The sequence below is a fragment of the Citricoccus sp. NR2 genome (genome assembly GCF_027594385.1).
Taxonomy (GTDB): domain Bacteria; phylum Actinomycetota; class Actinomycetes; order Actinomycetales; family Micrococcaceae; genus CmP2.
Genome location: NZ_CP115154.1, coordinates 1,420,478 through 1,433,639 on the forward strand (window position 1 = coordinate 1,420,478; position 13,162 = coordinate 1,433,639).

Genomic DNA, 13,162 nt, shown 5'->3' on the forward strand with positions numbered 1-13,162 from the left:
CGGTGCTCAGTCATGGTGCTCGGCGGCAAACACTGAGTCCGCGCCGAACCACTCCTCGACGGCCGCGTCCCAGGTGCCGTCCGCGAAGATCTCCTCCACCCAGGCTCCGACCGCGTCCTGCAGCGCGGTGTCGTTCTGCGGCAGCATGTAGGCGAGCGCAGCCTCGGAGAAGGGCTCGTCTGCGTTGACCTGGCACAGCGTCTCGTGCTCGTGCGCGGCCCACACCACCTCGGGGGCATCGGTCACCATCACGTCTGCATCGCCGGCGACGATCTGATCGAAGATCGTGTTGTTGTCACCGAACCGGATGATCTCCGCCTCCGCGAAATTCTCGTCGGCGAACTCTTCGTTCGTGCCGCCGATGGGCGTGATCACGGTGGTGGCGGTGGTGTTGATCTCCTCGATCGTGTCGAACTCCTCTTCGCGCCCACAGGTGGTAATAGCAGCCTTGCCGCCCTCGATGAGCGGTTCTGTGAACGCGACCTGCTCCGCCCGCTCCTCGGTCAGCGAAATACCGCCCACGGCGAGGTCGCAGCGATCTAGGAAGTCCGTCATCAAATCCGACCAGGTGGTCTGCACCCACTCGATACTGTCTACTGCGAGGGTCTCCGCGAGATCGGACATCAGCGTCACATCGATCCCTTCGAGTTCCTCGGTCTCGGGATCCACGTAGCTGAAGGGCCGGTAGTCTCCGGTGAAGCAGATCTGCAGTTCGCCGTCTTCCAGCGCCGGCGACGCCACCGCAGCCGAGGAGGATCCACCCGTTGCGTAGGTGCCACCGGGACCGTCGGCAGTGGACTGACAACCGGTGAGTGCCATGACGAGCCCGCCGCATCCGAGCAGAGTGATCATGGTGGATGGACGACGGCGCATGAGTGATCTCCGAGGGTCGATGGCGTGGTGTGGACCACTCTAAGCGCTCGTGGGTCGAGAGGCGAGGACTGCTCAGAACGTCGACGACGTGAACGCCGAATGCAGTTCCGGCCCGGTCAGCCCCTGCGAGATCAGCAACATCAGCAGCACCCTCGCCTGGGCGGGACTGAGCATCCCGGCCGGCTTCGCCCCGGCCCGCACCAGGTCCACGCCGCCGCCGTCTCCATAGATCGGCACCACCGGCCCGTGGGTGGCCCGGGTAGCCAGCACCACCGGGACGCCCTGATCGGTGGCGCGCTGCACGGCATCCACGAATCCGTCGGGCGCGTTGCCCGCGCCGGTTCCCAGGATCACCACACCGTGGGCGCCGCGCCGGATCGCGTCCGGAATCTGATCGGGGCGCGAGCCCACCGAGGCATCCACCACGTCCACACGAATCTGGCCGAAGCCCTCGTGCGGCAGCGGCAGCGGAGAGCGTCTGCGCACCTGTCCGTGCCGGATCACCCGGTCACCCACCACAGTGGCCAGCGCGGTGCCGCCGTCGAAGGGGGAGGGGTCCAGGGTGTGAGCCTTGCGCACGCCGCGCGCCGATTGCACGGTGCCGGCGAAGCAGATCGAGACTCCGGTCTCACGAAGCCGCGGGTGCGCCGCCGCCACCAGGGCATCCGTCAGATTCTGCGGCCCGTCGGTATCGGCCCGGTCGGCGCCCTTCTGTGCGCCCGTCAGGATCACCGGCTGCGGGTGCCGGTGCACCAGGTCCAGCAGGAACGCGGACTCCTCCATCGTGTCGGTGCCGTGGGTGATCACCACCCCGGCCACCGAGGCGTCCTGGCAGGCCCGGTCCACGGCGCGCGCCAGCTCGGCGAGCTGGCGCAGGGTGAGGCGGAAGCTGTTGACGTTGACCAGCTCGTCGGCGGTGGTCTCGATCTCGACGTCGATGTCTGCCAGCAGCGTGTCCACCGAGGTCGTGGCGCGTGCCCCGTCGCCGGTGTTGCGGGACACGATCGTGCCCCCGGTGCTGATGAGATGTACGTGTGTCATGAGACTCACCGTCCTCGTCGAAGCGTGCAGCGAACCCTGCGCCCGAGGTTCGAACGGTGAGTTCGATCACTGTCTCCAGAATACCGGCCGGGCCCGGGAGCTGTCAGCCGGTCGACAGCTCCGCGGCATCCAGATAGCGCCACGCACGCGCCTCGCCCTCGCGCAGAAACCGGGAGCGCTCCCGCTGCATCGCCCGGGTGCCATCCGGTTCGCGATAGTGCGCCACGAACTCCACCACCCCGGTCTCGTCCTCTGGGCCGCCGGCCACCGTATCCAGAATCCGCAGTCGCCTCCAGTCGATCCCGGGCTCCAGGCTCAACTGCTGTGGACGCGTCGCCGAGGCCCAACTGGCCAGCAGATACTCAGTATCGCCGACGACGAACGCGCAGTAGCGGCTGCGCATCAGCGCCTCCGCCGTGGCCGCATCCCGACGTCCGGCCAGCACGGCACCGCAACATTCGGTCCACACGGCTTCGGCGCCACACAGGCAGGGATCGTCGTCGCGGGGCATGCAAGCAGACTATCGGGTGGAGGCGTAGCATGGCCGATGATGTCCGAAACGTCTTCCGCACCCTCGCGTGCCCACTCGCCCTGGGCGGGCTTCACCGTCTGCGCCTCGGTAGCGATCCTCACCATCCTCGACCTGGTCAAGGTCAACGTCATCCTCACCCCGCTGCAGTCCACACTCGGGGCGACGACGACGCAAACCCAGCTCATCGTGGCCGGTTACGTGTTGGCCTTCGGTATCACGCTCGTACCGGCCGGCAGGCTCGGTGATCAGTGGAACCGCAAGGCGATGTTCCTGCTGGGGCTCACCCTGTTCACCGTGGCCTCCTTGGCCTCGGCGCTCGCCCCCACCGCCGACGCCCTGGTCGTCGCCCGCATCATCCAGGGGCTGGCCGCCGGCGTGCTGATGCCGCAGGTGCTGGGCATGATCCAGACCTTCTTTCAGGGCCGCCAGCGTGGGCAGGCCTTCGGGATTTTTGGCGCTTCCATTGGCTTTGGCACCGCCTTCGGGCCCACCATCGGTGGCCTATTCATCGGAACCCTGGGTCCGGAACTGGGCTGGCGTTGGACCTTCGGGATGAACGTGCCGCTGGCCCTGATCATCGTGCCGTTGGCCATCCGACTGCTCCCCGGACGGCAGGCCCGCGACCGCAGCGCACGGGATAGCGCACGGGATCTGGACCTGGTGGGCGTTTCACTGCTGGCGGCCACCGTGCTGCTCGTCATGCTACCCTTCGTGCTCACCACCGGAACCGACCAGGACGTCCCAGCCCGCTGGTTATTGCTCCTGGCCGGGGCAGTGCTTGCGGCGGTTTTCATCTGGTGGGAGCGCCGGTATCGGGATCGCGGCCGGTCACCCGTGCTGGATTTCCGGCTCTTCTCCTACCCCTCCTACCGCAACGGCGTGATCATCACGAGCCTGTGGTTTGCCGCCATGCCCGCCACCTTCCTGGTGATGACTTTGTACAACCAGCAGGGCCTGGGCCATCCCGCGGTAGTGGTCGGGATGATCACCATCCCGTACGCCATCATTTCCGCGATCATCGCCTGGCTGTCGGGGCGCTATACGTTCAGTCATGCCACCGTTCTGGTCATCATCGGAATCTCGGTATTCCTGGTGGGGCTGGTGGCGCTGGCGTTGATCGCCCGGTTTGTCGAACCCGCCCATACCCCCTGGGCTATGGCGGCGTCGCTGGCGCTATGCGGAGTCGGCCCCGGCCTGGTGATGTCGGCCAACCAGATGCGCACCCTGATGCATGTGCCGTTGGCTTCGGCCGGAGTCGCCGGGTCATTTCAGCAGGTCGGGCAGCGCCTCGGTAACGCGATCGGTATCGCGGTGGCTACCACCGTGTTCTACGCCCTGGTGTCGTCCGTGCCACGCACCAGCGGCGGACTGGTGGATCCGAACGATCCTGTCGCGCTGGAGACCTACCGGACGGCATTCGACGCCTCCATGGTCGTGTTGATGCTGATGTGCGCGTTGGCTCTGGTGTTTGCGGTGCTGGATCATCGCCAGCGACGTCGTGAGGCACCTTTTCCAAAGGAAGCCAGCCCGATAGCGGGCTCTTCGTCGGCGACCACCAACTCAGAACTGTGAGATTGGACATTTGGACAATCATGCGACGGAATGGTCAAACCTGTGCGCGAATTCTCGAACTTCCTGGTCAGGGGCATTACTCTAAGGGAACAAGAGATTGAACTGGACAGAATTCCAGGGAATTACGGCAGAACTTTCAGGGGCTCGTCAGTATCTCAGGGGTGATGACACAGTTTTCTCTTTTACAATTGAGGGTCACACGTTGAGGAATTGGGGCCTTAACGAATCCGAAGGGTTTCAGGCAGTCATCACGCGTCCCGAAGGCACCAGAGGTGCGTGGGTGTGGTGCGAATGACCGTGTCGGAATTCATCGGAGGGGGCAATCACGGTACGCCATCATCACGACCGGCAAAAGTTGGTCGTGGTCGGCGTGTTTGAAGTGACCTCGAATATATAGTCTGGCAAGGGAAAACTCTCAGGAAGGGGTGCCCATCATGGCACAGGTGATGACGCGCAAGAAGGAGAAGACGGACTACCGCTGGCTGTCAGAGAAGGAAAGTGAAATCTGGCGGAAGGTGGTAGCTGCGACGATGCTCACCGCACCGATGTTGGAAGCCGACCTTCAGAAGGCCGGATCGCTGAGCTTCTTCGAATTCCAGGTGCTGTCTTCGCTCAAGGACGCCGACGGTGAACTGACGATGTCGCAGCTGGCTGAGCGCTGCAACTGCTCGCTGTCGCGACTGTCGCACGTGGCCCGTAAGCTCGAAGAGCGCGGCGCCATTGATCGTAGCCAGGCCGCCAATGACAAGCGAGTTACGATGGCGCTGCTCACTGAGCAGGGCAAGTCCGATGTGACCCGCGTTGAGGGTCGTTACGCCGAATCGATTCGCCGTCGCGTGCTGGACTCCTTGACCCCCGAGGGCATGGACGCCATGGAAACGCTCGCCGAGGCGCTGCTGGCGAACATTGACCCGTCGCACTGGCTGATTGCCGAGGACGACGAGTACTGAGCCGTGACGTGGAGGCCGCGAAGGCCCCCAGCGAATAACAGATGCCCGCGCGGTTTGATCGTTGCGTCGACCTGCCCTAAGATAATAGGGCGTTAACTGCGCTGTGCCAGTGTGCGCCGATGGAGCCCTGTGCTCGAGCGGTCGGAGCTGGCGTCGGAAAACAGTGCAATCCCGTAAACCGGATCCCACGTTCGGCTTGCCGACTTCTGTCGGTGGGCAGTATCGCGGGGCTCACCGTCTTCCCCTAGCGATCAAAAGGGCACTTCGGTTGGTTCTCACCCAGCCTGGTACACCTTCGGAAAGTCGCAGTAAGAGCGCGGTGTCACAACTGGTGGCGGGGCTCGTTAGCGGGTTCCGCCCGTTCTTTTACTACTACTGACACGAGGAGTGATCATGGCAGCGCACTGCCAGGTAACCGGGGCTGGGCCAGGGTTTGGCCACAGCATCTCCCACTCACACCGCCGCACCAAGCGCCGGTTCAACCCAAACATCCAGAAGAAGACCTACTGGGTCCCGTCGTTGCGCCGCAACGTCACCTTGACCCTGTCGACCAAGGGCATCAAGACCATTGATGCTCGCGGTATCGACGCCGTGGTCGCCGAACTGATCGCCAAGGGAGTGAAGCTCTGATATGGCAAAAGACAAAGGCCTGCGCCCGATCATCAAGCTGAAGTCCACGGCCGGCACCGGGTACACCTATGTGACCCGTAAGAACCGCCGCAACAACCCGGATCGCATCACGCTGAAGAAGTACGATCCGGTGGCACGACAGCACGTTGAATTCCGAGAGGAGCGCTAAGGCATGGCGAAGAAGTCCAAAATCGCTAAGAACGAACAGCGTAAAGTGATCGTTGCTCGCTACGCCGAAAAGCGCGAGCAGCTGAAGAAGACCCTGATCGACCCGAACGCGACCGACGAGGCTCGTGAAGCCGCTCGCGTGGGCCTGCAGAAGCTGCCCCGCGACGCGTCCCCGATCCGCGTGCGTAACCGCGACTCGATCGACGGCCGCCCCCGCGGCACGTTCCAGAAGTTCGGTGTCTCCCGTGTGCGCTTCCGCGACATGGCACACCGTGGCGAGCTGCCCGGCGTGACCAAGTCCTCCTGGTGATCCACGGATCTCCCAGGGCGATTCACTGAACAGACCCGCACGATGGCGGCAACGAGATGTCTCGTTGCCGCCGTCGTCGTTTAACCACTGATCCACCACTGATCCGCCCCGCTACGAGGGTGTGACGAAAGTGCACTGGCGGGGCTCGTGGACTGGAAATTTCCCGGGAATCCGCGAAAATCGGCCGGAAAACGCCGTGAAATAAGGCATGTCGGCGCAGATGATGGTAGTTTTCCAATGAACCCGGCACGAGTCGGGGCCACGAATCAACGTCCAGGAGGACACATGGCTATTAACCGCAGTGAACTTGTCGCCGCCGTTGCTGAGAAGTCCGGCAACTCCCAGGCAGCCGTTAACGGCGTGCTGGATGCCGTCTTCGAGGTCTTCACTTCGCAGGTCTCCAAGGGTGAAAAGGTCACCATCCCGGGCTGGCTCTCCGTGGAGCGCACCGAGCGTGCTGCTCGCACCGGCCGCAACCCCCGCACCGGTGAGTCCATCGAGATCCCCGCGGGCTACGGCGTGAAGATCTCCGCTGGCTCCAAGCTGAAGAACGCTGCTTCCGGCAAGTGATCTCCTGAAACACCCCTGATGGCGGGTGACTCACCACACGGTGAGTCACCCGCCATCTGTTTAACCACCTTCTGCCTCCGCCCGAGTTCAACCCGGGCTGTCGGGTCGTGACAGAATATAGTGAGGGCGAAGACGCCCTCGCATGAACTGGTTCGGGGAGGTGTCGGCATGAAGCGGCTGCTACGCGGCTGGCTGGCAGCCGGACTCATCACCCTCCTCGCTGCCGGAGGACACTCCCTGGCTCACCTCGGTAGTGCCACCGGGCACGGTGCCGAGACGGGTGTGGCACCCATGGTCTGGGTGTTCACCCTGGTGCTGGCCGGGCCCCTCTGCACCGCACTGGCGGGATTGCGCTGGTCCCGGCTGCGGACCCTGGGCGCGATCGGGTTGAGCCAGTTGTTCTTCCACCTGTTCTTCACCTTGTTCGGCAGCGCCGGCACCACCGTGACTGCGGTGAATTCCGTGAGTACCCCGGGGCACGCCCACCACGTGGAATCGCTGAGCGTGCTCAGTGCCGCCCCGGTCGAAGTCACCTCACAGAGCGCGGTATATTCATCGGTGGCGTCCGGGCTGATGGTGCTAGCGCACCTGTTGGCCGCGGTGGGCGCCTACGCCGTCGTGCATCACGGCGAAGCCACCGCCTACCGACTGATCGATCTGCTGCTGCTCGCTGGCACCCGACGGATACTGCGGGCGCTCGAGCAAACTTCCGCAACACCGCCGCGCCTGGTGGCGACCGCGCCGCGGTCGGCCCAGCGCCGGCTGGTGTTGGTTTCTTCCGCGACTCCTCGCGGGCCGCCCGTGCTCTCCTTGCCCTAAACACTGTCATTTTTCATCCGCCCCTCAGCACGGGGCGGCGACGCAAGGACCACACTTCATGAACACACTTTTCCGTACCACCGGCACCGCCGCAGCACTAGGCACCGCCCTGCTGTTGGCCACCGCCACCACCGCGCTGGCCCACGATGAGCTGCTGGAATCCACGCCGGCCAGGGGCGAGACGCTCACCACCACTCCGGAAGACGTCGTCCTGACGTTTTCGGGCGCCCCGCTGGATGGGGAGGGGCTGAGCAATCTCATCGACATCACCGACGCCGAGGGGAACTCCTGGACCAGCGGCGAGGTGACGATTGACGGCTACGATCTGACCACCGACACCTGTGCGGGCATGCCCAACGGTGATTACACCCTGGGCTATCGGGTGGTGTATTCCGACGGGCACGTGGGTGAGGAGAGCTTCTCCTTCACCCTGGATGATCCGGAAGCGCCCAGCGCGGAGGAGGTCGTTGCCCCCGAGGCGGGTTGCGAGGCTGCTGAGCCCAGCGACAGCGCGAGTGCGGTAGAGAGCGCCGAACCTGCTGACACCGATGAGTCGGTGGACGCAGCTGAGGTGGCCCCGGCCGTGCCAGGATGGATCTGGATCGCGGTGCTGGTCGCCGTGGTCGTGATGGCCATCGGTGCCGTCTGGGTGATCCGTACTGTGCGTCAGCACGATGGAGCCAGCACGAACGGATCCGGCCCCGAACAGGGCTGACCCCGCACAACCCCGCAACCCCTGAAGGACCCATGCCGAGCACCACGAAGACCTCTCGAGACGCGAGCCGCCCCGGCGGAATCGACCCCGCGCTGCGCCGCACTACCACCTGGGTGTGGCCCGGCGCCGTCGTCGTCGGGATTCTCGTGCTGGTGCTGGCCGGGTTCTATACCGGGGTGACCGCAGTGCAGCAGCTCGCTGACCCCGGCGCGATCACCCGGTGGGGGCTGCCGCTGACCAAAACCGTGCACAACATCACCTGGTCGATCACCGTGGGAGCCCTGGTCTTTGCGGCCGGGATTCTTCCGAGGTGGTCGGCCGGGCGGTCGCGGAAGGGCGCCAGCAAGAAGAATTCGGCCGGCACCCTGGACGATGAGCATCCGGCCTACCGCCGCACCCTGACCGTGGCTGCCGCTGCCGGTGCGGTGTGGACGCTGGCGGCGCTGGGTCAAGCGGTGTTCACCTACTCGGATTTGGCCGGGATGCCGCTGAACTCCTCGGCCGGGTTCACCTCCGGGTTGGTGGATTACGTCCAGTCGATCTCCGTGGGCCAGGCCTGGTTCTGGATGACGGTGATCGCCGCCGTCGTTACCTCTCTGGTGTTCGCCCTGCGCTCGCCCACCGCGCTGGGTTTCACCGCGGTGCTGGCGCTGATGGGGGTGGTGCCGATGGCGCTGATCGGTCACTCCGCCTCCGGTGATGACCACACCGCCGCCGTGAACTCCATCGGCCTGCACCTGCTGGGCGTGCTGCTGTGGATGGGCGGGCTGGTTCTGCTGATGCTGCTGGTGCCGGTGCTCACCGGAAAGGTACGGGCCGCCGAACGGGGCAGTGCTGACCAGCAGCGGCCCCTGGTGCAGGTCACACTGCAGCGGTATTCGGCGTTGGCCGGGCTGGCCCTGTTCACCGTAGCTATTTCCGGGGTGGTCAACGCGACCGTGCGCATGGAGCACCTGGAACAATTGCTGAGCCCCTACGGGGTGCTGGTGATGGCGAAATTCGTGGGCACCGTGTTGCTCGGATTCATCGGGCTGGCCCACCGGCAGTGGCTGATTCCGCGGCTGGGGGACCCGGGCTCCCCGGTGAACCGGCTGCTGTGGCGGCTGATCGCTGTCGAGATTCTGGTGATGACGGCCGTGATGTCGGTGGCCACCATTCTGGGACGCACCGCCCCGCCCAAACCCGAGGAAGAACCGCCGAATGCTTCCCCGGCCCGGTTGCTCACCGGCTACGACATGCCGCCCGAGCTGACCGCCGCCCGCTGGGTCGACACCTGGCGCCTGGACTGGCTGTGGGTCGCCATCATCGTGTTCCTCGCCCTGTGGTACGTGCGGTCCGCGATGCGATTGCGCCGTCGTGGTGACCGTTGGCCGGTGCTGCGCAGCATCTCCTGGCTGATCGGGCTGGTGGTGCTGCACTGGACCACCTCGGGTGCGCCGGCGGTGTATTCGAATGTGCTGTTTTCCGCGCACATGGTGGCGCATATGACGCTGACTATGATCGCTCCGCTGTTCCTGGTGCTCGGTGCGCCGATCACCTTGGCGCTGCGCTCGCTGACCGCCCGCAAGGATGGCACCCGGGGACCCCGCGAATGGATGCTGGCGCTGTTGCACTCCGGCTGGGGACGCTTCGTCACGCACCCGATTTTTGTGGGCATGAACTTCGCCGGTTCGCTGCTGCTGTTCTACTACACCCCTATTTTCGGTTTCGCCCTGGACGCCCACGTCGGCCACGAGCTGATGAACGTGCACTTCTTGATCACCGGGATCCTGTTCGCCACCGTGATGATCGGCATCGACCCGCTGCCGCACCGGCCCATGTACCCGCTGCGGCTGGTGCTGCTGCTGGCCACCATGATGTTCCACGCCTTCATCGGGGTGGCCATTATGGGCTCCGAATCGTTGCTCGAGGCGGCTTGGTTTTCGTCGCTGGGCCGCGACTGGGGAGTCAGCGCGATTGAGGACCAACAGCTCGGAGGCGCCTTCATGTGGGGCATCGGCGAGTTCCCGACCGTGGTGATGGCGGTCATCACGGTGTGGCAATGGTGGCGCCACGACAAGAAAACCGAGAAAAACGAAGACCGCCGTGCCGACGCCAGCGGCAACCAGGAGCTGGCCGAATGGAACGACATGTTCGCCCGCCTGGCCGCCCACGACGCTGCCCACGACGACGCCGCCCGCCGCGGTGGCACCCCCGATTCGCCTTCAGGAGGCACACCCCGATGATCCGAACCCTGCAATTGACGGCCGCCCTCGGGGTGACCGCCCTGGTGCTCACCGGCTGCGGAGCCGGCGACGACACGGACCCTGATGCGGACGCTTCGGCGTCGGCCCTGGAACTGCCCGGCGGCCACCCCGAGGTCGACACCACAGAGACCGATGAAGAAGCGGATCACGGGGACGCGAGCGAGGGCCCGGGAGAGGTGGCGGCGTCGCCGTCGGAACGGGTGGACCAGCAGGCCTCCAGTGCAGCGGCAGCGCACGCCGCAGAGTTGGGCTTCACCGAGCAGCGGGCCGCCAGCCAGGCGGAGATCGACACGTTCCGCCAACAGGCCCAGTCCCGGGCGGTGAATCAGTCCGGCACCCGCATCGCCCCGGCCGAATGCACCGCGCCGTTGGCCGCCCTGGATTGGTCGCCGCTGCTGACCACCAGCGAGTACGCCTCCCGGGTGGACTTCAGCTCGGAGACCTTCGACGGCACCGGCACCGTGGAGGTCGCCGCCGTCGCCGAAGACGTGGGTGGGGGAGCCGAGGCGGCTGACCAGGTGCAGAACTACATCGATATCGTCGGTGAGCTCACCACCGATTGCGCGGAGCTGACCATGCGGATCAGCGACACCACCGTGCCAGAAGGCTACGAGGAGTCTGCCTCCTATCGGTTCACCGCCGAGTCGGTCGAGGACGAGGAAGGCACTGGGCTGATCTGGCAGCGGATCCCCGAAACCACCGGCTCCGGTTCCGGGGCGGGAGACGAACGCACCGCCCTGGTGCTGGTGCGCGAAGAGGGCGGCTACGTGGCGATGGTCTCGTTCGTCGGGCCCGAGCAGGTGCGCGACGTCGAGTTCCAGCAGATCGCCGACCAGGTGCTCACCAGTGCGCTGAGCATGATCCCGGACGCGGAGTAGTCAGATCAGGCGCTGTTCGCGGGCCGCGGCGATGGCGGCGGTGCGATTGGTCACGCCGAGCTTGTCGTAGATGTGCACCAGGTGGGTTTTCACGGTGGCCTGCGAAATGAACAGTGTGGCCGCTAACTCACGGTTCGACGCACCGGTGGCTAGGGCCTCCAACAACTCGATTTCCCGGGCCGAGAGGGTGGGCTGGGGCCGATGCAGTTGCTGGACCACCGCCGAGGCTACCTCCGGGGCCAGGGTAGCCCGCCGCTGCGCCGTATCGATCAGCGCCTGGCGCAGGGTGGGTGCGGGGGCATCCTTGAGCAGATACCCCACCGCCCCGGCCCGCAGGGCGGCCACGACGTCGGCCTGGGTGTCGAAAGTGGTCAGCACCAGCACCGGTGGCCCGCCCCGACGGCTCACCTCCGCGGTGGTGCGCACCCCGTCCATTTCGGGCATCTGCAGATCCATCACCACGACGTCGACGTCCAGCCCCGCATCCAGCAACTCCAGCGCTTCGGCTCCGTGGCTGGCTTCGGCGGCCACGGTTATTTGATCAAACCCGGAGATCAGGGCGCGCAGTCCGGCGCGCACCACCGGGTGATCATCCACCAACAGCACCCTCATGAAACCTCCTCGGACAAGCCGCCGCGGGGGACGCGCACCCCCAACACGGTGCCTTCCCCGGGTGAGGACTCCACCTCGAGCCGGCCCTGCACGCCCCGCACCCGGCGGGCCAGCCCGGTGAGACCGCGGCCGGAATGATCGGGGCGCGGCGCGGTGATGGGGGCGCCGTCGTCGTCGAGGTCGGAGACGGTGAAGCCGGCGCCGTCGTCGAAAACATCCACGGTGACGACGTCGTCAAACACGCCCACCGTGACTACGACGCGGGCGGGGGCAGCGTGGGCCACCACGTTGCCCAGTCCCACCTGCACGGTACGCAGCACCACGGCGGCCAGGGGCTCGGGCAGCTGCAGCGCGGAGTCGCCCTGCCAATTCAGAGAGCAATGAGCCGGCCGTCCGAGCAGGGCCAGCTCGGCCCGGGTGCGATCCACCAGGTGCTGCAGGGTCTCCGGCAGTGACACGGTGTCGACGGCGGCCAGCCGCTGCACAAACCGGCGCGCCTCAGTGAGGTTCTCGGCGGCGGTGGACTCGATGAGCTCCAGGGCGTCTGTGGTGTCGGCGGGCAGCCCCGGGCGCTGTGCGGCCCGGGAGAGCAGCACCAGGGAGGAGAGCCCCTGGGCCAGGGTGTCGTGAATCTCGCGGGAGAGCCGTTCCCGTTCGGCCAGCTGGCCGGCGTGATGCTCGGTGGCGGCCAGTTCCGCCTGGGCCGCCCGCAGGGCCTCGGCGATGCGCTGATGGTGCAGCGCCTCGGCGTGCAGCGACCGGTAGGCGGCAGAAATGAGCACCGCCACCACCGCGCCCAGACCCGGACCCAGCACCTCGGGCAGGCTGGGGGAGCTGCCGGTATGCCACCAGGGCAGCGCCCAGGTCGCGCTCCACAGCAGGGCCACCCCGGTCAGCGAGATCGGGTGGGTGGGGCCGCCGGTCAGGTGCAGCACCAGGAACATCAGCGGGAACGCGAGCCACACGAATCCGGCGTCGGCCGCGAGTAGACCGGCCCACAGCACCAGCACGGCGGTGAGCCACCCCAGGGTCATGCTGCGTGACGGTGCGGGACCACCCGCACGCATCCGGCGGTACTCCCAGGCGGTGCCGAACAAATAGACCGCACCGAAAGCCAGCGCCAGCCCCACGGTGATCCCGGTGAACGCGCGTCCCAACCCGATCAGCAGCAGGGCCGCGGTGAGGACGTGCACCCCGACGCGCAGCCAGCGCAATACCGGCATCTCGCCCGACACAGTCCTCATCC

General features: G+C 66.1%; 15 protein-coding genes. 10 read left to right on the forward strand and 5 right to left on the reverse strand.

Features of this window, described 5'->3' with window-relative positions:
- Positions 1-6 precede the first annotated feature (6 nt).
- The 3 genes from O1A05_RS06690 to O1A05_RS06700 all read right to left on the reverse strand — a co-directional run bounded on the left by O1A05_RS06690 (position 7) and on the right by O1A05_RS06700 (position 2,425).
- Positions 7-873, reverse strand: coding sequence for a transporter substrate-binding domain-containing protein (locus O1A05_RS06690; RefSeq protein WP_270107256.1), 867 nt, complete (start codon positions 871-873; stop codon positions 7-9).
- Between the two features lie 72 nt (positions 874-945).
- Entirely contained in the window at positions 946-1,914 is a 969-nt protein-coding gene (locus O1A05_RS06695; protein WP_270107257.1) for an asparaginase, read from the reverse strand.
- Between the two features lie 103 nt (positions 1,915-2,017).
- Entirely contained in the window at positions 2,018-2,425 is a 408-nt protein-coding gene (locus tag O1A05_RS06700) for a YchJ family protein (protein WP_270107258.1), read from the reverse strand.
- Positions 2,426-2,461: 36 nt separating this feature from the next.
- Here O1A05_RS06700 and O1A05_RS06705 point away from each other — a divergent pair, with 36 nt between their 5' ends.
- The 10 genes from O1A05_RS06705 to O1A05_RS06750 all read left to right on the forward strand — a co-directional run bounded on the left by O1A05_RS06705 (position 2,462) and on the right by O1A05_RS06750 (position 11,304).
- Entirely contained in the window at positions 2,462-4,018 is a 1,557-nt protein-coding gene (locus O1A05_RS06705) for an MFS transporter (protein WP_270107259.1), read from the forward strand.
- A gap of 434 nt (positions 4,019-4,452) precedes the next feature.
- A complete protein-coding gene (locus O1A05_RS06710) occupies positions 4,453-4,968 on the forward strand; it encodes a MarR family winged helix-turn-helix transcriptional regulator (protein WP_270107260.1) in 516 nt (171 codons plus the stop codon).
- A gap of 393 nt (positions 4,969-5,361) precedes the next feature.
- Positions 5,362-5,598: a 50S ribosomal protein L28 gene (gene rpmB / locus O1A05_RS06715; RefSeq protein ID WP_270107261.1), complete on the forward strand. Its 237-nt coding sequence runs from the start codon at positions 5,362-5,364 to the stop codon at positions 5,596-5,598.
- Position 5,599: 1 nt separating this feature from the next.
- Positions 5,600-5,767 (forward strand): 50S ribosomal protein L33, encoded by a 168-nt coding sequence (gene rpmG / locus O1A05_RS06720; protein ID WP_270107262.1) that lies wholly within the window; start codon positions 5,600-5,602, stop codon positions 5,765-5,767.
- 3 nt (positions 5,768-5,770) lie between these two features.
- Positions 5,771-6,076: a 30S ribosomal protein S14 gene (gene rpsN / locus O1A05_RS06725; protein WP_270107263.1), complete on the forward strand. Its 306-nt coding sequence runs from the start codon at positions 5,771-5,773 to the stop codon at positions 6,074-6,076.
- A gap of 285 nt (positions 6,077-6,361) precedes the next feature.
- On the forward strand, positions 6,362-6,646 hold the full coding sequence (locus tag O1A05_RS06730; protein WP_270107264.1) for an HU family DNA-binding protein: 285 nt from the start codon (positions 6,362-6,364) through the stop codon (positions 6,644-6,646).
- Positions 6,647-6,814: 168 nt separating this feature from the next.
- Complete coding sequence (locus O1A05_RS06735) at positions 6,815-7,465, forward strand: hypothetical protein (protein WP_270107265.1); 651 nt, start codon at positions 6,815-6,817, stop codon at positions 7,463-7,465.
- A gap of 58 nt (positions 7,466-7,523) precedes the next feature.
- Positions 7,524-8,180 (forward strand): copper resistance CopC family protein, encoded by a 657-nt coding sequence (locus O1A05_RS06740; protein ID WP_270107266.1) that lies wholly within the window; start codon positions 7,524-7,526, stop codon positions 8,178-8,180.
- Positions 8,181-8,212: 32 nt separating this feature from the next.
- Positions 8,213-10,405, forward strand: a complete 2,193-nt coding sequence (locus O1A05_RS06745) for a cytochrome c oxidase assembly protein (RefSeq protein WP_270107267.1) — start codon at positions 8,213-8,215, stop codon at positions 10,403-10,405.
- Positions 10,402-11,304, forward strand: a complete 903-nt coding sequence (locus O1A05_RS06750; protein ID WP_270107268.1) for a hypothetical protein — start codon at positions 10,402-10,404, stop codon at positions 11,302-11,304. Before O1A05_RS06745 ends, O1A05_RS06750 begins: the two co-directional genes overlap by 4 nt.
- Here the strand turns inward: O1A05_RS06750 and O1A05_RS06755 are convergent, their stop codons facing one another.
- Together O1A05_RS06755 and O1A05_RS06760 are read right to left on the reverse strand one after the other, a co-directional pair.
- Positions 11,305-11,916, reverse strand: a complete 612-nt coding sequence (locus tag O1A05_RS06755) for a response regulator (RefSeq protein ID WP_270107269.1) — start codon at positions 11,914-11,916, stop codon at positions 11,305-11,307. It lies immediately after the preceding gene.
- A complete protein-coding gene (locus O1A05_RS06760) occupies positions 11,913-13,160 on the reverse strand; it encodes a sensor histidine kinase (protein ID WP_270107270.1) in 1,248 nt (415 codons plus the stop codon). The genes O1A05_RS06755 and O1A05_RS06760 overlap by 4 nt, the downstream gene beginning before the upstream one ends.
- Between the last annotated feature and the right edge of the window lie 2 nt (positions 13,161-13,162).